Annotated in this window: 21 protein-coding genes; 4 read left to right on the top strand and 17 right to left on the bottom strand. The window is 73.4% G+C overall.

The annotated features are described in order from the left end of the window. Window position 1 precedes the first annotated feature (1 nt). The 6 genes from ACZ7MF_RS08650 to ACZ7MF_RS08625 form a co-directional block, all read right to left on the bottom strand. Window positions 2–775, bottom strand: coding sequence for a GvpL/GvpF family gas vesicle protein (locus tag ACZ7MF_RS08650; protein WP_356865016.1), 774 nt, complete (start codon window positions 773–775; stop codon window positions 2–4). After that, window positions 772–1,209, bottom strand: a complete 438-nt coding sequence (locus tag ACZ7MF_RS08645) for a gas vesicle structural protein GvpA (RefSeq protein ID WP_003972478.1) — start codon at window positions 1,207–1,209, stop codon at window positions 772–774. The genes ACZ7MF_RS08650 and ACZ7MF_RS08645 overlap by 4 nt, the downstream gene beginning before the upstream one ends. A 74-nt stretch (window positions 1,210–1,283) precedes the next feature. After that, window positions 1,284–1,649, bottom strand: a complete 366-nt coding sequence (locus ACZ7MF_RS08640; RefSeq protein WP_471475347.1) for a gas vesicle protein GvpO — start codon at window positions 1,647–1,649, stop codon at window positions 1,284–1,286. 82 nt (window positions 1,650–1,731) lie between these two features. Next, window positions 1,732–2,637, bottom strand: coding sequence for a non-homologous end-joining DNA ligase (gene ligD, locus ACZ7MF_RS08635; protein ID WP_471477199.1), 906 nt, complete (start codon window positions 2,635–2,637; stop codon window positions 1,732–1,734). 38 nt (window positions 2,638–2,675) lie between these two features. Continuing rightward, window positions 2,676–4,523 (bottom strand): transketolase, encoded by a 1,848-nt coding sequence (locus ACZ7MF_RS08630; RefSeq protein WP_471475346.1) that lies wholly within the window; start codon window positions 4,521–4,523, stop codon window positions 2,676–2,678. Further along, a complete protein-coding gene (locus tag ACZ7MF_RS08625; RefSeq protein ID WP_471475344.1) occupies window positions 4,520–6,367 on the bottom strand; it encodes an NAD(P)/FAD-dependent oxidoreductase in 1,848 nt (615 codons plus the stop codon). The genes ACZ7MF_RS08630 and ACZ7MF_RS08625 overlap by 4 nt, the downstream gene beginning before the upstream one ends. A gap of 184 nt (window positions 6,368–6,551) precedes the next feature. Between ACZ7MF_RS08625 and ACZ7MF_RS08620 the strand changes: the two genes are divergently transcribed. Next, window positions 6,552–7,514 carry an LLM class F420-dependent oxidoreductase gene (locus ACZ7MF_RS08620; protein WP_471475343.1) on the top strand — a complete coding sequence of 321 codons (963 nt, stop codon included), beginning with the start codon at window positions 6,552–6,554 and terminating at the stop codon, window positions 7,512–7,514. A 69-nt stretch (window positions 7,515–7,583) separates the two neighbouring features. Here the strand turns inward: ACZ7MF_RS08620 and ACZ7MF_RS08615 are convergent, their stop codons facing one another. After that, complete coding sequence (locus ACZ7MF_RS08615; protein WP_471475341.1) at window positions 7,584–8,117, bottom strand: phage holin family protein; 534 nt, start codon at window positions 8,115–8,117, stop codon at window positions 7,584–7,586. 80 nt (window positions 8,118–8,197) lie between these two features. On the opposite strand from ACZ7MF_RS08615, the gene ACZ7MF_RS08610 reads away from it, so the two are divergent. Further along, window positions 8,198–8,545, top strand: coding sequence for a VOC family protein (locus ACZ7MF_RS08610; RefSeq protein ID WP_385355993.1), 348 nt, complete (start codon window positions 8,198–8,200; stop codon window positions 8,543–8,545). 19 nt (window positions 8,546–8,564) lie between these two features. Here the strand turns inward: ACZ7MF_RS08610 and ACZ7MF_RS08605 are convergent, their stop codons facing one another. After that, window positions 8,565–10,526, bottom strand: coding sequence for a DUF5107 domain-containing protein (locus ACZ7MF_RS08605; protein WP_471475339.1), 1,962 nt, complete (start codon window positions 10,524–10,526; stop codon window positions 8,565–8,567). Window positions 10,527–10,697: 171 nt separating this feature from the next. Between ACZ7MF_RS08605 and ACZ7MF_RS08600 the strand changes: the two genes are divergently transcribed. Beyond that, window positions 10,698–11,045 (top strand): DUF6204 family protein, encoded by a 348-nt coding sequence (locus ACZ7MF_RS08600; protein ID WP_471477198.1) that lies wholly within the window; start codon window positions 10,698–10,700, stop codon window positions 11,043–11,045. Here ACZ7MF_RS08600 and ACZ7MF_RS08595 read toward each other — a convergent pair. From ACZ7MF_RS08595 to ACZ7MF_RS08570, 6 genes are all read right to left on the bottom strand, one after another. Continuing rightward, complete coding sequence (locus ACZ7MF_RS08595; RefSeq protein ID WP_356865004.1) at window positions 11,017–11,616, bottom strand: GNAT family N-acetyltransferase; 600 nt, start codon at window positions 11,614–11,616, stop codon at window positions 11,017–11,019. The genes ACZ7MF_RS08600 and ACZ7MF_RS08595 overlap by 29 nt on opposite strands. Before the next feature lie 9 nt (window positions 11,617–11,625). Further along, window positions 11,626–12,567 (bottom strand): S66 peptidase family protein, encoded by a 942-nt coding sequence (locus tag ACZ7MF_RS08590; RefSeq protein ID WP_471475337.1) that lies wholly within the window; start codon window positions 12,565–12,567, stop codon window positions 11,626–11,628. Beyond that, on the bottom strand, window positions 12,564–14,531 hold the full coding sequence (locus tag ACZ7MF_RS08585; RefSeq protein WP_471475335.1) for a S9 family peptidase: 1,968 nt from the start codon (window positions 14,529–14,531) through the stop codon (window positions 12,564–12,566). The genes ACZ7MF_RS08590 and ACZ7MF_RS08585 overlap by 4 nt, the downstream gene beginning before the upstream one ends. A 42-nt stretch (window positions 14,532–14,573) precedes the next feature. Further along, window positions 14,574–15,905, bottom strand: a complete 1,332-nt coding sequence (locus ACZ7MF_RS08580; protein WP_356865001.1) for a M20/M25/M40 family metallo-hydrolase — start codon at window positions 15,903–15,905, stop codon at window positions 14,574–14,576. Next, on the bottom strand, window positions 15,898–16,731 hold the full coding sequence (locus tag ACZ7MF_RS08575) for a M55 family metallopeptidase (RefSeq protein WP_471475333.1): 834 nt from the start codon (window positions 16,729–16,731) through the stop codon (window positions 15,898–15,900). The genes ACZ7MF_RS08580 and ACZ7MF_RS08575 overlap by 8 nt, the downstream gene beginning before the upstream one ends. A gap of 100 nt (window positions 16,732–16,831) precedes the next feature. Next, window positions 16,832–17,557, bottom strand: a complete 726-nt coding sequence (locus tag ACZ7MF_RS08570) for a methyltransferase domain-containing protein (protein ID WP_471475332.1) — start codon at window positions 17,555–17,557, stop codon at window positions 16,832–16,834. Between the two features lie 210 nt (window positions 17,558–17,767). On the opposite strand from ACZ7MF_RS08570, the gene ACZ7MF_RS08565 reads away from it, so the two are divergent. Beyond that, window positions 17,768–18,019: a hypothetical protein gene (locus ACZ7MF_RS08565; protein WP_356864998.1), complete on the top strand. Its 252-nt coding sequence runs from the start codon at window positions 17,768–17,770 to the stop codon at window positions 18,017–18,019. Here ACZ7MF_RS08565 and ACZ7MF_RS08560 read toward each other — a convergent pair. The 3 genes from ACZ7MF_RS08560 to ACZ7MF_RS08550 form a co-directional block, all read right to left on the bottom strand. Beyond that, complete coding sequence (locus tag ACZ7MF_RS08560) at window positions 18,016–20,523, bottom strand: ATP-binding SpoIIE family protein phosphatase (protein ID WP_471475330.1); 2,508 nt, start codon at window positions 20,521–20,523, stop codon at window positions 18,016–18,018. The genes ACZ7MF_RS08565 and ACZ7MF_RS08560 overlap by 4 nt on opposite strands. A 146-nt stretch (window positions 20,524–20,669) precedes the next feature. Then, window positions 20,670–23,126, bottom strand: a complete 2,457-nt coding sequence (locus ACZ7MF_RS08555; protein WP_471475328.1) for an MFS transporter — start codon at window positions 23,124–23,126, stop codon at window positions 20,670–20,672. 150 nt (window positions 23,127–23,276) lie between these two features. Beyond that, a complete protein-coding gene (locus tag ACZ7MF_RS08550) occupies window positions 23,277–23,720 on the bottom strand; it encodes an SRPBCC family protein (protein ID WP_356864994.1) in 444 nt (147 codons plus the stop codon). Window positions 23,721–23,786 lie beyond the last annotated feature (66 nt).

Raw genomic sequence — 23,786 nt, 5'->3', positions numbered from 1 at the left:
GTCACCCCGCTCCGGCGTCCGCACCGCCGGCCGCCGTGCCCGCGGGCTCGGCCGGACCGGGCTCGACGAAGCTGTACGGCGGCAGCGGGCCGTTCACGCGGACCTCCAGGTGCGGCATCCCGCCGCGGGCCCGCTCGACGGCGGCCAGGAACTCGTCGGCCGCCTCCCGCTTCACCAGGAACGAGACGTTGCCCAGCCAGCCGGTGGACTCGGGGCCCACGCTCACGGCGTCGGCGGCGGCCTCCAGGGCGCGCTCCAGCGCCGTGGCGTCCGCGGCCTCCTTCTCCTTGACCGCGGCCGCGACCATCTCACCGAGCCGGATCTTCGTCTCGTAGGTCCCGCCACCCGCCTGCCTGTTGGACTCGGCCAGGGCGCGGATCTCCGGGTTCTCGGCCATCACGTGATGCAGTACGGCCTCTTCGACGTGGTTGGCCTTGATGTTGTACTCGACGCGGCCGTCCAGCGCCCCCAGGCGTTCCGCGTAGTGCTCGGCGCGCTCGGCGAGGACTCCGGTGACCGCCTTGTCGTCGGGGGCGACGCTGCCGAAGCGCATGGGCAGCACACAGCCGTCCGCGCCGATCTCGCTCAGCACGTTCTGGTGGGCGAGCAGTTCCCTCCGCTTGGGGCGCAGCCCCTCGGGGGCGTCACTGACGACGGCCGCCAGCTCGCCCTCCTTGAGGATCCGCACCTCGCGCGCCGGGTCACCGACCCCGCCCGTGCCCTCGGGGAGCGAGGGATGCGTGGCGGCGGTGATGCCGTAGACGTACGTACTCACTCCTGCTCCTCCTTCCGGCGCGAGGGCGCGGCCTTGCGGGCCCGCGGACGCGAGGACGTCTCACGCTCGGAGCCGCCGTCGTCCCGGGCCTGCTTGAACGCGTCGGAGATGGTCTCGGCGGCGCCGGACAGCGCCCCCTTGGACTTGCCCCGGGCGCCGGACTCGGTCATCTCGCCGACCAGGTCGGGCAGTCCCGGGTCCTTGCGCGGCCCGGCCTCCAGGTCGAGCCGGTTGCATGCCTCGGCGAAGCGCAGATAGGTGTCCACGCTCGCGACGACGACACGGACGTCGATCTTCAGGATCTCGATGCCGACCAGGGAGACGCGCACGAATGCGTCGATGACGAGCCCCCTGTCCAGAACAAGCTCAAGCACGTCGTAAAGGCCGCTGCTGCCGCCTCCACCGCCGGTCTGTTGTGCCGGTACGACAGTCATGCCAGCTATTCCTCCGTCTGCTCTGTCTGCTCCGTCTGCTCTGTCTTCTCTGTCTTCTCTGTCTCGTCCACGGCCTAGCGGCCGCCGCGGGAGTCGGCCCGACCGCGCTCGTAGCGCCGGGCGCGCCGGTAGCCGGTGAGCTGTCCCTCGGCGTCCAGTTCCACCCGGTAGCTCGCCATCAGGCTCATGGTGTCGGGCACCCGCTCCAGTTCCAGGACCTCGACCTCAAGGGCCCAGCCCTCCTCCGTCTGCTCGAAGGACGACACGGACTCGGCGGTCATGCCGGTGAGCTCCGCGAGCTGGGCTCGCGCCTCGCGCAGAACCTCCATGGGCTTGGGACGCTGCGACTTCTGCGGTGTGTGTGACTCGTGCGAGTCCTGTGACTCGCGTGAACTTCGTTGCGAATCGTGGGATTCGGGCGTCTTCTTGGTGTTGGTCATGGCCACCTCGTCACTCGGGTGGCCGTATGTGTGTTCGCCAAACCTCGTCGAGTTGCGCGAACCGCTCAGCCGTGCGCTGCGTTCAGGCGTGCAGCGCGTTCAGGCGCCGCCGGGCGGGGCCCAGGGCCCGGGGGCGGTTCATGATCCCGGCCCAGGGCCGGCTGCGGGCCTGCTCCACGGCGTCCGCGACGGTCCAGCGGCGGGCGTGCAGGGCCGGGTCGTCCAGCTGGTCCCAGGAGATGGGCGTGGCCACGGGGGCGCCGGGGCGGGCGCGGACGGTGAGCGGGGCGACGGCGGTCTGCGCGTAGGCGTTGCGCTGGATGTCGAGGTAGAGCCGGTCCCCGCGGTCCTTCTTGCGGGCGGCGGTGGTGAGCCGGTCGGGGTGGGCGGCGGCCAGGACGTCGGCGACGGCCCGCGCGAACTCCCGTACGTCGTCGAAGTCCTGCCGGCCGTCCAGCGGCACGACGACGTGCAGCCCCCGGGACCCGGTGGTCATCGGCGCGGAGGGCAGCTTCAGCTCGTCGAGCAGTTCGGCCAGCAGCCGGGCGGCCTCGCGCACCGCCTCGAAGTCGTCTCCGGCCGGGTCGAGGTCGAAGACCATGCGGTCGGGCCGGTCGAGCCGCCCGGTCCGGGACAGCCAGCGGTGCAGGGTGAGCGCGGCCTGGTCGGCGAGGTACACGAGGGTGGCGGAGTCGTCGCACACGGTGTGGCAGACGGTACCGCCCTCCTTGCCGACCTCGACGCGGTCGATCCAGTCCGGGTAGTGCTCCGGGGTGTTCTTCTGCATGAACCGCGGTCCGTCGACGCCGTCCGGATGGCGTTCCAGCATCAGCGGGCGGCCCCGCAGATGCGGCAGCATGAACGGGGCGACGGCACGCTGGTAGTCGACGAGATCGCCCTTGGTGTACTCCTTCGCACCGCCCTCACCGGCCGGGAACAGCACCTTGTCCGGCCGGTGGACCTCCACCGTGTGCCGTCCGGCCCGCACGGTCCGTGCGCCGCCACCCCCGCCGGTGCCGCTCCTGCTCACGGAACGATCGCCTGCTCCACGAGCATCCGCGCGGCCGCCTCGATGGACTCGGCGTCGATCCCCGCGGCGTGGAGTTCCTCCGCCGGGGTCGCGGAGCCCGGCATCGTCGTGACCGCGAGCCGCACCAGCCGGGGCACGGGCCGTCCGTCGCAGAACGCGTCCAGTACGGCGTCGCCGATGCCGCCCTCCCGCCGGTGGTCCTCCACGGTCACCAGGCAGCCGGTCTCCTCGGCGGCCGCGCGCAGGGTGGCCCGGTCGACCGGCTTGACCGAGTACAGGTCGATCACCCGGACCGGGATGCCGTCCGCTCCGAGGGCGTCGGCCGCGGTGAGCGCCTCGTGCAGGGTGACACCGGCCGCGACGACGGTGAGCCGGTCGGCGTCGGAGGAGCGCAGCACCTTGCTGCCGCCGACGGGGAACTCCTCGTCGGATCCGTAGATCACCTTGCTCTCGCCGCGCGAGGTGCGCAGGTAGCGGATGCCCTCCAGGCCGGCCATCTCGGCGACGAGGCGCGCGGCCTGGTTGGCGTCGCACGGGTAGAGCACGGTCGAGCCGTGGACGGCCCGCATCATGGCGAGGTCCTCCAGGCCCATCTGGCTGGGCCCGTCCTGGCCGATGGCGACGCCCGCGTGGGAGCCGACGAGGTTGATGCCGGCGCCGCTGATCGAGGCCATGCGCACGAAGTCGTAGGCGCGGGTCAGGAAGGCGGCGAAGGTGGTGGCGAACGGTATCCAGCCGCGAGCCGCCATGCCCACCGCGGCGGCGACCATCTGCTGCTCGGCGATGTAGCACTCGAAGTAGCGCTCGGGGTGTTCCTTGGCGAAGAACTCCGCCCGGGTGGAGTCGCCGACCTCGCCGTCGAGGGCGACGACGTCGCCGCGCGCGGTGCCGACCGCGGCGAGCGCCTCCCCGAAGGCGTTGCGGGTGGCGATCTCGTCGCCCCGGTCGTAGCGGGGCAGCTCGGTCTGCCCGGTGCCCGTCGAGCGCAGCGACCGGGCGTCCTCGGGCGCGTGCACCCGCACCGTGATGTCACGGGGACCGCCGAGTTCGGCGACGGCCTCCTCGGCATCGGGCACCGGCTTGCCGTGCTGGCCCTCGCGGTCCTCCACGGCCTCGACGCCCTTGCCCTTGAGGGTGCGGGCGATGATCGCGGTGGGCTGGCCCTTGGTGGAGAGGGCCTCGCCGTAGGCGCGGTCGACGGCGTCGACGTCGTGGCCGTCGATCTCGATGGTGTGCCACTCGAAGGCCCGGAAACGGCGTGCGTAGGCGTCGAGGTCGTGGCCGTGCCGGGTGGGGCCGCGCTGGCCGAGCCGGTTGACGTCGACGATCACGGTGAGGTTGTCGAGGTGCTCGTGCCCGGCGTGCTCGGCGGCCTCCCACACCGATCCCTCGGCCATCTCGCTGTCGCCGCACAGCACCCACACGCGGTAGTCGGTGTGGTCGAGCCGCTTGCCGGACAGCGCGATGCCGACACCCACGGGCAGTCCCTGTCCGAGCGAACCGGTGGCCGTCTCGACCCACGGCAGCCGCTGTGGCGTGGGGTGCCCCTCCAGGCGGCTGCCCAGCTTGCGGAAGGTGAGCAGTTCCTCGTCGTCGATGGCGCCGGCCGCCTTGAAGGCGGAGTAGAGCAGGGGCGAGGCGTGCCCCTTGGAGAGTACGAAGCGGTCGTTGCCGGGGTGGGCGGGGCGCTCGAAGTCGTAGCGGAGGTGGTTGGCCAGCAGTACGGCCATCAGGTCCGCGGCGGACATCGACGACGTCGGGTGCCCGGAGCCCGCGGCGGCGGACGCCCGCACGCTGTCGACGCGCAACTGCTGTCCGAGGTCGACGAGTTCACCGGTGTTCATGAGTCTCCTTCCGCGGCACGTCCGTCGGTTCGCCTGACGGGGCCGGGGGCGATGTCGGGTCCGGGGGGCGGCTGGTTCGCCGGGGGTTCCGGGCCGGGGTCGGTGGGCGGGCCCGCGGACCGGCTCGGTCCGGACGGGGCGGTGGGCCGTTTCCCGGCGGAGCCCGCTCCGGAGGCGCGGGAGGACTTGCCCGGCTTGCCCGAGCCTCCTCGGGCGGGGCGCGGTCCGGCGGCCTCGACGGCGCGGCGCGGCTTGCCGGACGCGCGGGGCGAGCCGGACTGGCCCCCCTTCGCCCGCCCGCCCTGCGACCGGCTCCCGCCGGAGTCACCACCCGGCTGCCCCTTCGCGGGTTCGCCGCCCGGCTGGTTCTTTGCGGGCTCGCCGCCCGGTTGCCGCTTGGCGGGCTCGCCGCCCGGCTGGTTTTTCGCGGGCTCACTGCGCGGTTGCTCGTCGGCGGGCTCGCCGCTCGGCCGGTCCTTCGCCTCGTCGTCCTCGCGGCGCCTCCCTGCGCCCCCGGCGTCCGTCCCGGGCCGCTCAGGACGCCCCGGCACCCGTGCGACCTCCGGCGACGACGACTCCAGCGGCACCGACCAGGACCGTACGAGACCCAGCTGTACGGCCTGGCGGGGCAGCACCGCATCGAGCAGCCAGTCGGCGGCGACCCGCACCCGGTTGCCCGGCATCGCCGCGAGGTGGTAGCCGCGGGTGACCGCACCCGCCGCCGGGCCGGACATCGGCAGGCCGAGCGGGTTGGCCGCGGCCTTGGCGCCGCCGAGGTCCACGACGAACCCCAGATCACGGTGGCGGTAGGTCCGCCGCTGCCCGCGGCCGAGCGAGGCGACGACGTTGTGGGCGCAGACCTTGCCGTGCCGCCAGGCGTGCTGTGCGGTCATCGGCGTGTACTGGCCCGGCTGATTCAGGTCGGGCACCGCCGCCACGTCACCGCAGGCGAACAGCTCGGGACGGCCCGGCACCTGGAGGTGGGGGTCGACGAGCAGCCGGCCGCGTTCCATGGGCAGCCCCAGGGACTCCACCAGCGGGTCGGGCCGCACACCCACGCACCACACGAGTGTGCGGGTGTCGACGGTGGACCCGTCGGTCAGTACGACCCCGTCGTGCGTGGCCTCCTTCACGGAGGTCCCCATCCGCACGTCGACGCCCCGCTGCCGCAGTACGCGCTCGGCGGTGCGGGAGAGCCGTTCGTCCATCTCGGGCATGACCCGCGGCGCCACGTCGAGCAGCATCCAGCGCGGCCGCATGCCGGTCCGCATCGGATGCCTGCGGACCTGCGCGTCGGTGTACATCGCGCCGTGCGCGGCGACCTCGGTGCCGGTGTATCCCGCGCCGACCACGACGAACGTGCACCGCGCGGCGCACTCCGCCCGGTCGTCGGCCGCGGCGGCCAGCTCCACCTGCCGGGTCACGTGGTCGCGCAGGTAGAGCGCCTCCGGCAGCCCGCGGAAGCCGTGGGCGTGCTCGGCGACGCCGGGGATGGGCAGCAGTTTGTTGACGCTGCCCGCGGCGAGCACCAGCCGGTCGTAGGCCAGGGTGCCCTCCTCGCCCTCCGGGCCGGTGTAGCGCACGGTGCGCCCGTCGAGGTCGATGCCGTCGGCCTCGCCGAGCACCAGCCGTACGTGCGGCAGCGTGCCCGACAGGGAGACGCTGACCCGGCGCGGTTCCAGGATTCCGGCGGCGACCTGGGGCAGCAGGGGCAGGTAGAGGAAGTAGTCGGTCGGGTTGAGCAGGGTGATGTCGGCCTGGTGCCGGGTGAGCCGGGACAGGGTGCGGGCCGTCCGGTACCCGGCGAAGCCGGCACCGACGATCACGATGCGGGGTCGGCTCACGGTTCGCCTCCGGGCTGTCGCGTACCTCGTGAGCCTTCCGCGTCCCCTGGGCCGGGGCACCCAAACGTCCGCGAAGACCTCGCGGCACGTCCGCGGGGAAGCCGCCGGGCCGCCGGTTTCCGGCACCTCGCCCGGGTACCCGGCCCCGGACCCACCCCCGCTCCCTGTCCGGAGGCACCCCCTCATGCCCGAGTACGGCTATTTCCTCTCGTGCGAACAGTACGGTCCCGCGGAGCTGATCGAGCAGGCCCGGATGGCCGAGCAGGCCGGTTTCCAGGCACTGTGGATCTCCGACCACTACCACCCCTGGAACGGCGAACAGGGCCAGAGTCCGTTCGTGTGGTCGGTGATCGGCGCGCTGTCCGACGCCGTGTCCCTGCCGATCGAGACGGCGGTGACCTGCCCGACCGTGCGCATCCATCCGGCGGTGGTGGCGCAGGCCGCGGCGACCAGCGCGGTGATGACCGAGGGCCGGTTCCGGCTGGGCGTAGGCACCGGCGAGGCACTGAACGAGCACATCTTCGGCGACGCCTGGCCGGCCGCGCACGTACGCCTGGAGATGCTGGAGGAGGCCATCCTGATCATCCGGCGGCTGCTCACCGGCGAGGAGGTCAACCACGACGGCGCCCACTACACGGTGGAGAACGCCCGTCTGTACACGGTGCCCGACGAGCCGGTCCCGATCGACATCTCGGGCTTCGGCCCGGCGGCGACGAAGCTGGCGGCCCGGGTCGGCGACGGCTACATCACGATGATGCCGGACGCCTCGATGGTGGAGCAGTACCGCAAGGGCGGGGGCGGCGGGAAACTGGTCAGCGGCGGCACCAAGGTCTGCTACGACACCGACAAGGACGCGGCCGTGCGCACCGTGCACCGGCTGTGGGCCAACGAGCAACTGCCCGGCGAGCTGGGTCAGGTGCTGCCGTCGCCGAAGCACTTCGAGCAGGCGCAGACCCTGGTCACCGAGGACATGGTCCGCGACAGCCGGGTGTGCGGCGACGACGTGGACGAGCACGTGGCGGAGCTGAAGCAGTTCGCCGACGCCGGTTTCGACCGGGTCTACGTCAACCAGATCGGCCCGGACCTGCGCGGCTTCTTCGACCTCTACCGCACCAAGGTGCTGCCGCAGCTCCAGCAGAGCGCCTGACGCGCGCGACGGACCGGGGTACGCCCGCACGGATGCCGTCCGTGCGGGCGTACCCCGGTGTGCGGCCGGTCAGCCGCGACCGTGCTTGTGCTCGGGGTCGAGGTCGTCCTGGCGCGGTGCCGCGGGACCGGTGCCGCCCGGTGCGGGTGTGCCCGCCCCCGGGGCGCCGGTCGCGCCGCCCACACCGCCGGGAGCGACGGGTGGCATCGGCGGGTACGGCACGCCGAGTCCGCCCGGGGGCGCGGTGGGCGCGCCGCCGCCGACGACGTGGTCGTGCCCGGCGGTGCCGGGTGCCGGACCCGGGCGCGACGGGTGCGGCCGGGCCGCACCCCGCAGCAGATACGCCACGACGCCCAGGAGGGCGGCCGTGATCAGCGCGGCGGCCCAGCCCGGGAGCGCGAGGGCGAGCGCCAGTCCCACGGCGAGCGCGACGGCGGCGCCCGCGTAGAGGGCGGCGGTGCCGGACGCGGCGTACAGCGTGGCCTTGCGGCGCTGCCTGCGGGTCTGTTCTCGCAGTTCGTCGCGCACGGTCTCGCGTGCCACCTGCGCCAGTTCGTCGACCAGTTGCCTGTCCAGGTGTTCCAAGTGATCCATGCGGTCCATGCGTTGCGGGTACCCGCCGGTCCGGCTTCCATGGCCGGACCGGGAGTGGGCGCCCGGCCGGCCCAACTAGGCTCGTCCGTATGGACATTCTGGGAGCCACACTGCGCATCTACGTCGACGACCTGGACAAGGCGATCCCCTTCTACGAGGGACTGGCCGGCGGCGAGGCCCTCCGCTTCGAACGCGGCGGCGTCCAGGTCGCCGCCATCGGCTGCTTCCTGCTGATGAGCGGGCCCGAGTCCCAACTCGAGGTACTGCGCAAGGTGGCCGCGACGATCGCCGTGTCGGACGTCGAGGAGACCCGTCACGTACTCGGCTCACTGGGCGCCGACATCATCGCCGGCCCGGTCGCCACGCCCGGCGGCCGCAACCTGATCGCCCGGCACCCGGACGGGGCGATCTACGAGTACGTGGACCGGCAGCAGTAGGCTCCCGGGCCGGGCGGGCTCACTCCCCGTCCGGCCGCATCCGGAAGTCATGGCGGGCCGGGAGCGGTGCGTCGTCCAGCCGCGTCCACAGCAGGCCAATGCTCTCGGCGCCCTCCCTCAGGTCGGCGACCTCGAACCCCTCGTCGAACACGGCACGCGCGTCCTCGCGCCGGCCCTCCGCGGCCAGCAACTCGGCCTCGATCAGCCGGAACCGGCCGCGGGCGCCGATCTCGGGGTCCAGCCGCTCCCACACGGCCCGGGCGTCCGCGGTGCGCCCGGCCGCGAGCAGCGCCCCGATCGCCTCCCGGCCCAGGGACGCGGTGACGGCCGCCCACCCTTCGTCCCCCTTCGTCGCGTCGGTGCGGCGTGCGCGCAGGTCGTCGAAGGCCTCCGCATACCGGTCGGCGGCGCGCTCCCGGTGGCCGTCCTCCTGGTCGGCGACGGCGAGGCAGCGCAGCAGCGGCCAGCGGTCCGTGGCGGACTTGAGGCCGCGCTCCCAGCTGCGCACCGCCTGCGCCCGGTCGTCGCCGTGCCACTGGGCGACCCCGAGGTGGTACTCGGCGAGGGGGGTGGCGGCCGTGGTCTCCAGCATGTCCCGCCAGGGCCGGGCGACCAGCGTCGAGCCGGGCGGCTCGTGGTGTTCCGGCTCGGGCAGTGACCCGGCGTGCAACAGCTGAAGCCAGGGCCGCTGTTCCTCGCCGAGGGTGTCCTCCGCGAAGGGCGTGCCGGGCAGCGTCCAGCCGGCCCGCAGCACCTCCAGCGCGCCCCAGCCCGACCCGGTGGCCAGGCGCTCGTCCGGCTCGGTGTCGGCACACGGCCGCCAGGCGGCGTACGCGGCGTCCACGTCGGCCCGCGGCAGGGCCGCCTCCAGCCGCTCCTCGGCCCGGCGCAGCACGGTGTGCCAGTCGCCGTCGGGCTGGGCGTCGAGCGGTCCGTACGCCTCCAGCCAGGACACCTCGCTCTCCGCCTCCAGCTTGACGTGTTCGAGCTGGGTGCGGACCAGTCCGGCCTGGATCTCGCAGTAGCCGCCGGTGCCGGGTTCGGTGAGCCACTCCTGCCAGCGGCGTCCGCCGGGTCCGGTGCCCCACACGAACAGCTTGCGGCCGCGCAGCGCGTCGGTCGAGGTCTGCACCAGCCCGTGGCCGTGCTCGTCGAGCGCGGCGATCCAGCGGCGCCGGCCGTCGGGCACCTCGTAGAAGTAGTCGGCGGCGTGGGTGCTGTTCAGGGGGTACGTCCGGTCGGCGCCGTCGTACTCGGGCACCGGGACCCGGCGGAGCCTGCGCTCGTACCCGAACTGCCAGGCCTCGCCGGCGGGGGCGAGGACGCGGCGGTCCTCGGGGACGGCGATGTTGGACCACCAGTAGGTGGGCGCCGGGCGTTCGTGCGGGTTGCGGATGCGGGCGCCGACATAGAGGAAGTCCGAGCCGTCCGGCAGCCACAGGTCGACCTGGAAGGGCAGGTCGCGCAGCCGCTCCCACTCCCACAGGCGCAGCATCCGGCCGCCGTCGGGGGCGGGGACGAGGGCGGCGTGCACGGGCGAGCAGGACAGGGTGGTGTGGCCGGTGGCGCCGATGTTCCATTCGATGCCGCCGGAGAACCAGGCGCCGTTGAGGGCGAAGTTGGCGGGCTGGAGGACCGGGTTGACGTAGAGCAGTTCGCGGTCGGTCGGCTTGTGGTGCAGGGAGGCGATGCGGCCGCCGAGGGCAGGCAGGACGGTTGCCCGCAGCCGGTCGTTCTCGATGACGAGGGCGTCCAGCCCGCGCGGTTCGCGCTCGCGGCCGTAGCCGTCCCGGACCTGGACGGGCAGCAGGCTGCGCAGGGGCTCGTAGTCGATCTGGCGGGCCATGTCGCGCGGCAGGCCCGCCCGGTCCCGGTCGTCGATGCGGTGGGCCTCGTCCAGGGGGCGCAGCGGCGGCAGGGGGTTGTCCGGCCCCAGCGGCGCGGCGGGCAGGGTCAGTACCTCGCGTCGGATCGTCGTCACGGTTCCCCATGGAAGCCGCTCCCCGGCGCGGTGAACAGGGGTTCCGTAGGCCGGGCCGGGGCGACGTGGCTCACGTTTAATTCCCTGGGACGCGGCGCCGGCGTGGGCTTAGGGTCGGGCGGTCGGCGCGCGTACGAAGGCGAAGGAGAGACGCACGTGAGTGAGCAGCCCGTGAGTGAGCGGCACACCTACCGGGTGATCGTCCGGGGCACCTGGGAGGATTTGACCGAGGATGCCCGTGCCCGGTTGCTCGCCGAGGCGGGCGAGCACGGGATGGCGAGCATGCGGTTCACCGAGGAGGGCTCGCTGTCGTACGAGCCCGCCCCGCTGAAGCACTTCTCGATGCGCTACGTGGTGCTGTCGGACGCGGCGGACGGCGAGGAGATGGCGGGCGCGATCGCGGAGGACCGTGCGGAGGGTGTGCTGCGCGGGCTCGGCTACGGGTTCCGCGATCTGAGGTCCACGGTGACGGACCTCGACACGATGAAGATCAACCGGAAGTCACGGTCTCGGCGGTGATCGCCCAGCGCTGGTGGTCGCGCCAGGCGCCGTCGATGTAGAGCATCCTCGGCGAGAAGCCCTCCAGGTGGAAGCCGCAGGCGCGGGCCAGTGCGATCGAGGCGGCGTTGCCCGGCTGGACGTTGATCTCCAGCCGGTGCAGCCGCATCGGCCCGAACGCGTACCGCACCACGAGGTCCAGCCCCTCGCGCATCAGCCCCCGGCCGGCCGCGTGCGCGAAGGCGCCGTAGCCGAGCGCGCCGCTGAGGAAGCCTCCCTCGACGATGTTGTTGATGTTGACGAACCCGGCGATGGAGCCGCCGTCCGGCACCGGGCCCGCCACCCCGTCCGCCCCGTCCGCCGCCTCCGTGCCCTTCTCGCACACCAGGAAACCTGCCTTGGTGCGGTCCTCGATGAGCCGGCCCGCGTAGGCCTCGTACGCCTGGACGCTGTCCGGCGGGAAGAGCCAGGGGTGGTGCAGGTCCTTGCTCTGCCGTGCCCGGGCGGTGAACTCGGCGGCGTCCGCGTAGGTGAAGTTCCGGATGCCCACGCGCGGGCCCTCGGCGAGGTGGCGGGGCGGGGTGTGCGGCATGGGGTCAGCCTACGACGGCCGGCGCAGCGCGGGCGTCTGAAGCGTCAAGGTGCCCGCGTCCGCGTCGAGTTCCGCCGGTACGCCGAACGGGATGGTGAGGGCCCCCTCGCAGTGCCCGAACCCGAAGTCCTCGACGACCGGCACGCCGAGGCCGCCGAGCCGGTCGGCCAGCAGGGGCCGCAGCCGTTCGTAGGGCTCGCACTTCGCCCACGAGCCGAGCAGCACGCCGCCGACCCCGTCGAGCCAGCCGGAGCGGAGCAACTGCGTGAGGTAGCGGTCGATGCGGTACGTCTCCTCCCCCACGTCCTCGAGGCACAGCAGTCCGCCGCGCGCGGAGGGACGGGCGTGCGGGGTGCCCAGATCGGCGGCGAGCAGGGCGAGGCAGCCGCCCAGGGTGACGCCCCGGGCCCGGCCCGGCACCAGCGGTGTGCCGCCGGAGGTGATCACGCGGACCGTCTCCGGGTCGAACAGGGTGGCCCGCAGGTGCTCCTGTGCCCGGGCGTTCTTGATGAAGTCGATTCCGGCCGCCATCGGCCCGTGCAGGGTGACCAGGCCGAGGCGGGTGGCGAACGCCTCGTGCAGTGCGGTGATGTCGCTGAAGCCGACGAACACCTTGGGACCGGCCGCGCGCATGGCCTCCCAGTCGAGCAGGTCGGCCATGCGCTGGACGCCGTATCCGCCGCGGGCGCACAGCACGGCGTCCACGGCCGGGTCGCACCAGGCGGCCTGGAGGTCGGCGGCCCGGTCGGTGTCGGTGCCCGCGAGGTAGTCGAAGGTGCCGTGCCGGTCCAGGACGTGCGGCGCCACGACTGGGTCGAGGTCCCAGCCGCGCAGCACGTCGAGCCCCGCCTGGAGCCGCTCCTCGGGCACGGGGCCGCTGGGCGCGACGACGGCCACCCGGGCGCCGGGGGCGAGCCCGGCCGGCCGGACCAGCTCCCGGACCCGGCTCATCGGGTCAGCTCCAGGGCCGGGACGCCGGGCGGGGTCAGCCCGAAGACCTGTGCGTAGAGGGAGAGCTCCGCCTCCAGGGCGCGCACCATGGTCTCCGCGCGGCGGAATCCGTGTCCCTCGCCCTCGAAGGCGAGGTAGGCGTGCGGCACGCCGCGGCCCGCCATGCGCTCGAGGAACCGCTCGCACTGCACGGGCGGGCAGATCACGTCGTCCAGTCCCTGGAGCAGCAGGAACGGCGCGGTGACGCGCTCGGCGTGCTCGGCGGGCGACCGCTCGGTGTAGCGGTCGGGGACCTCGGCGTACGGGCCGATCAGACTCTCCAGGTACTGCGACTCGAAGTCGTGGGTCTCGCCGGTCCCCCAGCCGGTCAGGTCGAGGATCGGGTAGCTGATCGTGCCGCAGGCGTAGACGTCGGTGGTGGCCAGCGAGGCGGCGGACGTCCAGCCGCCGGCGCTGCCGCCGCGCACGGCGAGCCGCTCCCGGTCGGCGGTGCCCTCGTCGGCGAGGGCGACGGCGACGGCCGCGCAGTCCTCGACGTCGACCACGCCCCACTGCTCGCGCAGCCGGTTGCGGTACTCCCTGCCGTGGCCGCTGGAACCCCCGTAGTTGACCTCGGCGACACCGATGCCGCGGGAGGTGAAGTAGGCGATCTCCAGGTCGAGGACGAGCGGGGAACGGCTGGTGGGGCCGCCGTGCGCCCAGATGACGTACGGCGGCAGTTCGCCGTCCGGGGCCCGGCAGCCGGGGTTGTGCGGCGGGTAGAGGTGGGTGTGGATCTCGCGTCCGCCCGGTCCCGTGAAGGTGCGGATCCGCGGCCGCGGGTAGAACTCCGGGTCGGTGGCGTCCTCGTGCGGGGCTCCGATCACCCGGGCGCGGCCGGTGCGGGCGTCCAGCTCGACGACCTCGTAGCCGCTGCGGGAGCTCGCGCCGACGGCGACGACCCGCTCCCCGTGCGCGGCGAGGGCGGGCGCGAACTCCGTCCAGGGTCCCGCCGCGTCGACGACCTCGCCGGTCTCGGGGTCGAGTATGCCGAGGACCGCGGCGCCCCGGCCGTGCAGAACCGCGATCAGGCCGCTGTCCAGGGGCGCGAACCAGCGCTGCCCGAGCTTCCACAGCGGCCCGCCGAACTCCTCCTCGCGGGGGCACAGGGGCCGCCCGTCGCGGTAGAGGTTCCACCAGCCGGTGCGGTCGGAGGCGTACAGCAGGGTGCCGTCCGGGGCCCAGTCCGCCTGGGCGATCGACTCCTCGGGCCCGCCGGCGACGGTCCGGGCGTCCTGGAAGGTGCCCTCGGGGCCGACCTCGGCGACGATCAGCTCGGTGCCGTCCCAGGGCATCCGCGGGTGGTCCCAGGCGAGCCAGGCGGCGCGGCTGCCGTCGGGCGAGAGACGGGGTCCGGTGACGAAGCGGTGCCGCTCGGGGGCGAGTTCACGGACCGCGCCCCGGTCGTCGGCCGCGGAGCCGTCCAACGGCACCGCCACCGGCACGCGGCGCAGGTCGGTGGGCCCCTCGCCGGTGAACTCCTCCAGGACGCACCACACCTCGCCGCGCTCGGGACGCGGGTCCGGCTCGATCCAGCGCAGCCCGCCGCCCACCGCGGACAGCGGCGTCAGCGGACGCGGCTCGCCGCCGCCCGGGGTGAAGGCGTACAGCCGCTGGTCGGCGAAGTTCACGAAGACCACCAGCGGACCGGCGTCGGTCGTGGCCGCGCCCCAGGGCCGGCCGCCGTACTCGATGACGCGGCTGCGCACGTTCCACGGCGCGGGCAGCACCGGTTCCTCGGTGCCGTCGGCGTGCCGCCGCACCAGGGTGCGCCGCCCGCCCTCGGTGGGCCGGGGCGCGGTCCACCACACCTCGTCACCGACGAAGCCGACGTCGTCGGGCCGTCCGTCGTGTGCGGCGGCGAGGGCCGCGTCGACGGGCGAGGGCCACGATCCGTACGAAAGAGTCGGCACTGACTCCCCCACTTCTCCTCCAGCTGCTTGCTCGTCCGGGCGGTGCCCGGGTCTTTACGCCGTGCGCAGGAAACGGTCCAGGACACGGACTCCGAAGTGCAGCGCCTCGACCGGGACCCGTTCGTCCACGCCGTGGAAGAGGGCCTGGTAGTCGAAGCCCTCGGGCAGCTTCAGCGGCGCGAACCCGTATCCGGTGATGCCGAGCCGGGAGAACTGCTTGGCGTCGGTGCCCCCGGACATGCAGTACGGCACGACGTGCCCCTCGGGCGCGAACTCCTCCACGGCCGCACGCATCCGGGCGTACGTCGGCGAGTCCACCGGCGCCTGCAGGGCCACCTCTCGGTGGACGAACTCCCAGTCCACGTCCGGCCCGGTCAGCCGGTCGAGGGTGCTGCGGAACTCGTCCTCGCCGCCGTACAGGAACCGCCCGTCGACGTGGGCGACGGCCTCTCCCGGGATGACGTTGACCTTGTACCCGGCGTCCAGCATGGTCGGGTTGCTGCTGTTGCGGACGGTGGACTCGACCAGCTTGCCCGCCTGGCCGAGCTTGTCCAGCAGGGCGTCGACGTCACTCAGGTCGGTCTCGATGCCGTAGACGGCGGCGATCTCGGTCAGGGCCGCGCGCACGGTCGGAGTCAGGCGCAGCGGCCACTCGTGGGCGCCGATACGGGTGATCGCGGCGGCGAGCCGGGTGATCGCGTTCTGACGGTTCACCTTCGAACCGTGCCCGGCACGCCCTCGCGCGGTGAGCTTGAGCCAGCCCGTACCCCGCTCACCTGCGGCGATGGGATAGAACTGCCGCCCGGCCCCGTCGTGGAAGGTGAACGCCCCGGACTCGCTGACGCCCTCGGTGCAGCCCTCGAACAGGGCGGCGTGCCGGTCGGCGAGGAAGCCGGAGCCGTCCTCGGCGCTGGCCTCCTCGTCCGCGGTGAAGGCGATCACCACGTCCCGCCGGGGTCGTACGCCCCGCCGGGCCCAGTCGCGGACGACGGCGAGGATCATCGCGTCCATGTTCTTCATGTCGACCGCGCCGCGCCCCCAGACGACGCCGTCGCGGATCTCCCCGGAGAACGGGTGCACGCTCCAGTCGGCGGCCTCGGCGGGCACCACGTCCAGGTGACCGTGGACCAGCAGCGCGTCGGCCGACGGGTCGGTGCCCTCGATGCGGGCCACGACGTTGGTGCGGCCCTCGGTCCGCTCCAGCAGCGTGGGCTCGATCCCGGCCTCGGCGAGCCGCGCGGCGGCGTACTCGGCGGCGGGCCGCTCCTGGCAGTCGCCGCCGCCGCGGTTGGTGGTGTCGATCCGGATCAGCTCGGAGGTGAACCGGACGACCTCGTCCAGCGCCTGCTCGCCCGTGTCCGGTCCGGTCCCCGTGTGCTCAGCCATACTGCTCCTCCACCGCCGCCGAGACGATCGTGGTGACCGCCTTGAACGTCCGGATCGCCTCGAACATCGTGTCCTGGGTGTACGCCACCTTCCGCTCCCCGACCTGCGCCACACCGGGCACCACGGTCGCGGCCGCCGCCAGGTGCTCGGCGTCGAACTCCAGGGCGAGGGTGAACGGTCCGCCGCTCACCGGCTCGTGCCGCACCGCGAGCGCGGCGGCCTCCTTGGCCGCGGCCCGGATGTCGGCGGCGGTTCTGGCCGGGGTGCGGCACACGGCCGCGTACCGCGACACATGGTCCTTGACCGCGACCTTGCGCGCCTCGGGCGCGTACCCGAGCGCGTCCTCGCAGGCCACGTCGTCGCCCGTGACCAGCACCACGGGCACTCCGTACTCGGCGACCACGTGGGCGTTGAGCAGACCCTCACTGGCCCGTACGTCGTTCAGCCAGACGCCGGTGAGCTGGTTGGCGAGGTAGGTGTGCGCGAGGACGCCCTCCATGCCGGCGCCCGCGTGGTATCCGATGAACGCGATGCCGTCCACGTCCCCGTGCTGGACGCCCTCCACCATGGACAGCGCCTTGTGCCGCCCGGTCAGCATCTCCGTGCGCTCGTCGAGCCGCTCCAGGAGGAGGTTGCGCATGCTCCAGTGCGCCTCGTTGACCAGCACCTCGTCGGCTCCGCCGTCGAAGAAGCCCAGCACGGCCGCGTTCACGTCCGAGGTGAACATCGACCGGCACCGCTCCCACTGCGGTGTCCCCGGCAGCACGTCGGCCGGCCAGGTGACGCCGGTGGCGCCTTCCATGTCGGCACTGATGAGGATCTTCATGTGGCGTCACGTTACGCGCTCACGCCGAGCCTCAGCCAGGCCTGTGGATAACTCTCACCGGTCCATACCAATAATGAGTCGGCCCTGGTCAGACGCGACCTCACGCGGGCCGGCCGGCCACCACCCACGTCGACGGCAGCTCGATGCGGGTGCCGTCCGTCGTGTACTCCGTGGTGACCAGCGGGAGTTCACCGCTCGCCAGGACGGTGAGGCCTGCCGCGCGGAGATGCTCGGGCACCGCCGCGTCGGGGACGGCGCCGGGGGTCAGACCGTGGCGCAGGACGGGGGCGAGTTTGGCGGGCGGCCCGGCGGGGCCCTGGGCCAGGCCCATCAGGACGGTCTTGGCCGCCTGGGAGGGCTCGACCAGGAAGGCGCGGCCGCGTTCACCGAGGAGCGCGGCGAGGGCATCGGCCAGGGGCTGCCGGTCGTCGGGCTCGCACTGGTGCAGGACGCCCCGGACGTAGACGTTGGCGTCGCCCAGCTCCGCGTGCAGGGCCTCCGCCTCGGCCTTGTCGGCGGCGTCCAGTTGCCGGTACGCGGCCAGTCCGGCCGGGTCGGCGTCGCGGGCGTGGGCGAGGGCGGCGGTGGCGAGGTCGGCGCCGACGACGTGCGGGAAGCGTTCGGCGAAGTAGCGGGTCTGGGTGCCGTTGCCGCAGCCCAGGTCGATCAGCGGCAGGGCGGGGTCGGTCAGGTGCGGCTCGAAGTGGGCCAGGTGACGGCCTGCGGTCAGCGTCGGCTCCGCGTCCCAGAACACCGCCCCCCGGTCCCCGGAGGCCTCGTTCCAGAAGCCCTCCCAGGCGTCCCGGTACCGACTCGTCACGCTCATGCCCGTCTCCCCAGGTGCGACGACGTACGACCCGCCGACGACGGGTCCGTACGGTGTATCGCGCCCGGCGCACGGCCACAAGCGCCGGGCGCATTCCTTCACCGGTAGTTCGCGCCGGGCGGATCCGGCCGCCGGGCCCGATCGGGTAACTTGCAGACGGTCGGCCCGGTCCGGGCGACGCGGGCGGCAACGGGGGCGGGGGGGGACGGCATGGGGGTCGGAAGGTATCGGGACATCGAGGTCGCGGACATGCCACCGGCGGTCGCCGCCGTCCTGGGTGTGCTTCTCCTGGCCCTCTTCTGCGGCCTCATCTGGTACTTGACCAGGCTGGACCATACGAAGCTCAGGGACCCGCGGGCTCGTGCGCGGGCCGAGCGGCGCAAGAAGAGCCGACGCCGGCAGCGCGAACTGCGCACCCGCCGCGAGTCCCTGCAGCGCAAGGCGGCGCGGCGCTCCCGCTAGCGGTGCCGGGCGGGCAGTGTCAGCTCGAACCAGACCGTCTTGCCCGCGCCGGTGCGGCTGGCGCCCCATTCGCGGGCGAGGGTGCTGACGACGCGCAGACCGCGCCCGGTCTCGTCGCCGGGGCCCGCGCTCTTGAGGGTGGGCAGTTCGTGGTCGTCGTCGTCGACCTCGCACAGCAGCGTGTCGGCGCGCACCAGGCGCAGTGCGACGGGGCGGGCGTGGGAGTGCCGTACGGCGTTGGTGACGAGTTCGCTGACCATCAGCTCGGCGGGGGCCGCCAGCTTCGGCAGCCCCCAGTCGTGGAGTTGCTCGCGGACCGCCGCGCGGGCGCGGCCCACCTCCGCCGGGTCGCGGGCGAGGCGCCACTCGGCGACGGCGTCGGGCTCGATGCCGGTCAGCCGGGCCATCAGCAGGGCGACGTCGTCCTTGCGGCCGCCGCCGGTGCCCAGGGCCCGGATGATGGTGTCGCAGGCGTCGTCCATGGACGCGGCCGGGTGGGCGGCGGACTCGCAGAGGGTGGCGAGGCCGACGCCGATGTCCTCGCCGCGCACCTCCACCAGGCCGTCGGTGCACATCACCAGCCGGTCGCCGGGCGCCACCGGGACCCGCACCGACTCGAAGGGCACCCCTCCGACGCCGATCGGCGCCCCCGTCGGCAGGTCGATCAGCTCGCTGGCGCCGTCCTCGGCACGGACCAGGACGGGCGGGATGTGCCCGGCGTTGGCGAGGTGCAGTTCCCCGGCGATGGGGTCGTACACGGCGTACAGGCAGGTCGCGAGGTGGGTGTCGCCGAGCCGCTGGGCGAGGTCGTCGAGGTTGCGCAGGAGCTGGGCCGGGGGCAGGTCGAGGCCGGCCATGGTCTGGACGGCGGTGCGCAACTGGCCCATCATCGCCGCCGAGTTGAGACCGTGCCCCATGACGTCGCCGACGACGAGGGCGGTGCGGGCGCCGGGCAGCTTGACCGCGTCGAACCAGTCGCCGCCGACCCTGCCGAGCAGCGTGCCCGGCAGGTAGCGGGTGGCGACGTCGCAGCCGGCCAGGCGCGCGGGGATGTGCGGGAGCATGCTGTCCTGGAGCGTCTCGGCGACGTTCTCCTGGTGGGTGTACATGCGCGCGTTGTCCAGGACGAGGCCCGCGCGGGCGGCGAGTTCGGCGCCGGTGACGCGGTCCATGTCGTTGAAGACGGGGCGCTCGGGGTGCCGGAGCAGGATCATGAAGCCGAGGACGACGGTGCGTGCCTTCAGCGGCACCAGCAGCATCGAGCGGCCCGTGATGAGCGGCCGGATGTCCCGCTTCTCGAACTGGGAGGCGATGGCGTGGCCCATCTCCTCGGTGATGCGGGGCACCAGGACCGGCTCGCCGGTGGTCATGCACTGGAAGAAGGGGGTGTGCGCCGGGAAGGGCATGGCCTCGCCGACCGGTACGACGTCGTCCCAGCGGCCGGGTTCGTCGGTGTGTTCCAGGGCGACCCGGTGCCACATCGTCGTCGTGTCGGGCACGCCGTCGGGGAAGCCCTCGCCGGCGACGACCTGCTCCCGCAGATAGGTGCCGGCGACGTCGGTGAAGCGCGGGACGACCGCCCGGCTGACCTCGACGATGGTCCGGGAGAGGTCGAGCGAGGTGCCGATCGCGCCGCTGACCTCGTTGAGGAACTCCAGGCGTTCGCGGACCGCGGCGTACTCCAGGTCCTCGGCCTCGTCCCGCAGCTCGTCCGGCACCGGTTCCCCGGCCGCCAGCGCCCGCGCGGCCCGTTCGCGGCGCGCCCGGCGCTCGGCCCGCCGGGGCACGCCCCAGTCGGGGGTGACGGGCACCCGGTCGTGCTGGCTGAACTCCAGGACGGGATAGCCCAGTTCGAGGACCTGCGCGACGATGCGGGCGCTCTCGCCGACGCTCATGCTGGGCAGGATCTCGGGGAGTCGGCGGGAGAGTTCGTCGGCGCCGGGGAAGTCGGTGTGCAGGGCGAATCCGGGGGCGATCCGCTCGACGACGGCCGGCCCGGCGCTGTCGTCGGCCCCGTCGGCGTAGTTCCGCCGCAGCCCGTCCGTGTCGGCGGCCAGCACGAGCAGCCGCTCCGGACCGGGTCCCACCAGGGGGTAGGCCCACCAGAGCACGTCGACGCGGTCGTCGGCCCGCACGGTCAGCCGGGCGCGGCCCGCGGCGGGGTAGGACAGCCGCCCGTCGAGGGAGGACTCCAGGCCGGGCCCCAGGCTGTCGCAGGCGGTGTACGACCGGTAGGAGTAGTCGTCGTGCTCGGCGCCGTCCGGCTCCGTGTCCTCGGGGAGCACGCCCGAGACGGGCAGCAGATCGGGGGCGGGCCGTCCGATCGCCTCTTCCTTGGACAGGGCGAACAGCCGCCGTGCACCACGGCTCCAGTGGGAGACCAGCCCGTCGCGGTCCACCACGACGACGGCCAGCGGGACGCGGCCCGTCACGGGGTCGGCCGGCACGGTGTCGGGTCCGGCACGGTGGCCGGGAGGTGCGTCCCGCTCGGTGCCATGGTCCATGGCGTCAGGCCCTCTCTGCCCACGGCTCCGCAAGATCTGTGTCGCCGGCACCACCGTACGGGGGTGGCCGGTGACCATGTGCGGCAACGGGGGAATTGGTGGCGCGCGAACACACCGGCGCGCGCCCGCACGCCGGTGTGCCGGTCTCAGTCCTCGTGGCCGAGCTGCAGGTCACGCTCCGTCCGGCCGCCGCCGGCCACCTGGAGCACGGTCGCGACCGGCGGGTAGCCGGCCGCGATGACGGTGTACTCGCCGGACGACAGGTCCACGAACCGGAACGTGCCGTCCGGGCCGGTGGTGAGGGTGTCCACCACGTTGCCCGCGGCGTCGAGCAGCGTCACGCGCGCGTCCTCCACGGCCCGCCCGCCACTGGCCCGCACGGTGCCGCGCAGCACGGCGCCGCCGGCCAGCTCGACGTCCTGGCGGGTCTCCCGGGCGGCCTGGACGCTGACCGGCAGCGCGGCCGGGCGGAAGGCGGGGGCGCTGGCGGCGAGGGTGTACTCGCCTGCCACCAGCTCCGAGATGACGTAGCCGCCCTCGCGGCCGCTGCGGGTGGTGGCGACGACCTCGCCGTGGACGTTGGTGAGGGTGACGGTCGCGTCGCGTACGGGGCTTCCGTCGGCGGTCATGACGCTGCCCGCGAGACGTCCGGCGCCGCCGAGGACCACGTCGAGTTCCACCGGGCGTTCGCCGACCGTCACCGAGACCGCCTGCGGCTGGTGGCCGCCGGCCGCGGCGATCAGGACGTACGCCCCGGAGCCCGGCGTGGCCAGCGCGTACCGTCCGTCGTCGCCGCTGGCGCCCCGGCCGATCTGCTGTCCGCCGACGTCGATGAGGGTGAGCGCCGCGCGGGGCACGACGGTGCCGTCGGGGTGCTGCACCGTGCCGCAGACGGGGATGCCGCCGGCGTAGGGCGACCGGGCCGGCGGGACCTGGGCGGCCGGCTGTGGCTGCGGGGCGTGCTGTGCGTGCTGTGCGGTCTCCGGGTCGGTGACGGGGGCGTTGTGGGACACCAGGGGTTTCTCCTTGAGGAAGAGGGCGATGAGGAGCCCGAGGACGAGCACCGGCACCAGGTAGAGGAAGATCCGCGGCATGGCGTCGGCGTAGGCCCCGATGTAGGCGTCGCGCAGCGCCGGGGGCAGGGAGTGGACGAGCTGGGGGGTGATGGCCTCGGCGTCGGGGAGGTCGACTCCCGCTTCGGCGGGGATCCGGTCGGCCAGGGCGTCGGTGAGCCGGCCCGCGAAGAGGGTGCCGAAGACGGCCGCGCCGACGCTGCCGCCGATCTGCCGGAAGTAGTTGTTGGCGCTGGTGGCGGTGCCCAGGTCGGTGGGGCGCACCGAGTTCTGGACGGCGAGGACCAGGACGGGCATGACCAGGCCGATGCCGGCGCCGAGGACGGCCATCCAGATGCTGTAGTGCAGCCGGGACGTGTCGGTGCCGAGGCGGGAGAGCAGCCACATGCCGAGGACGGACAGCGCGCTGCCGAGGATCGGGTGGATCCGGTAGTGACCGGTACGGCTGATGAGCTGTCCGGAGATGATCGAGGCGAGGACGACACCGCCCATCATCGGCAGCATCAGCAGGCCGGACTCGGTGGCGCTGGCGCCGTCGACCATCTGCAGGAAGGTCGGCAGGTAGCTGGCGGCGCCGAACAGGGCGACGCCGACGACGAGGCCGACCAGGGCGGTGACGTTGAAGATGGAGTCCCGGAACAGGCGCAGCGGGATCAGCGGTTCGGGCGCAAAGTGCTCGGCGACCAGGAAGAGCAGGGTGGCCGCGACCGCACCGGCGCCGAGGCCGAGAATGACCTCCGAGCCCCACTCGTACTCGGTGCCGCCCCAGCTGGTGAGCAGCACCAGGCAGGTGGAGGCGGCCGCGAGCAGCAGGGCGCCGAGGATGTCGAGGCGCGGCTTGACCCGCGGCCTGGGCAGCTTCAGGACGAGGGCGACGACGGCCATGGTGAGCAGGCCGAAGGGCACGTTGATGTAGAAGCACCAGCGCCAGGAGAGGTGGTCGGTGAAGTAGCCGCCCAAAAGCGGGCCCGCGACCGAGGCGAGGCCGAAGGCGGCGCCGATCAGGCCCATGTACCGGCCGCGTTCCCGTGGCGGCACGATGTCCGCGATGATCGCCTGGACGCCGATCATCAGGCCGCCCGCGCCGACGCCCTGCACCGCGCGGAAGGCGATCAGCTGGTCCATGGTCTGCGCGCGTCCGGCCAGCGCGGAGCCGACGACGAAGACCAGGATGGCGAACTGGAAGACGCCCTTGCGGCCGAAGAGGTCGCCGAGCTTGCCGTAGATCGGCAGTCCGACGGTCGAGGTGAGCAGGTACGCGGTGATCGCCCAGGACATCTTGTCCAGGCCGTGCAGCTCACCGACGATCTTCGGCAGCGCGGTGGCGACGATCATCTGCTCCAGGGCGGCGAGCAGCAGCGCCAGCATCAGCCCGACGAAGACCAGTCGCACCCGGCGTGGGCTCAGCCCGGCGTCCCGCGCCCCGTCCGGCCCGGGAACGGGAGGCCCAGGGGGTGCCTGGGCTGCGACGACCGGTTCGTCCTGTGCGGGATCCCTTACCGGGTCCTGCACCAGAGTGATCCCGCCCACGTACCGCTCCCCTCGTCACACCTGCTCACATTTGCCGCCTGAGGCGACAACTGCGAACAAGTGCGACGAGTTACGGACGTACGGCGGGTTCGCACGGAGATCACTCGAACCGGTGAGGCGGCCAACGGCCGCCCGGTGCCTGCCCTTTGGCTACTTCTCGACCTCGGCGGCGAGCTTGGCGAGCAGGGCGTCGTAGATCCGGGCGAGGCCCTTGGGGGCGAAGGTCTTCTCGAAGAAACCGCCGACGCCGCCCGCGCCCTGCCAGGTGGTGAGCACGACGACCCGGGACTTGCCCTCGCCCGCCGGGGTGACCCGCCAGGTGGTGACCATGGAGGAGTTGCGGTCCTTCTCGACCAGCTCGCCGTCGGTCGGCTCGGTGACCTCCAGCAGGCAGTCGCGGATGCGCTTGCTGGTGGCCTGGAGCTTCCAGTGCACGAGGGTGCCCTCGCCGTCGCCGCCCTCCCGGACCTCGTACTCGCTGAAGTGCTCGGGCAGCAGCTTCTCGCGAGTACCGCTGTAGTCGGCGAGGGTGTCGAACACCGTCTCCGCGTCCGCTGCGACGATCCGCTCCGTCGTCGCCTCGACCTGCGCCATCGGGTTCCTCCAGGGCCTGGTTCTCGGGTTCGGGGCAAGCCAACCACCCCGCCGCCCGGCCACCAA

Source organism: Streptomyces sp. NPDC111628 (assembly GCF_055635195.1).
The sequence above is the reverse complement of the archived record's forward strand: the minus strand, read 5'-3'. Positions and strand labels throughout refer to the sequence as shown.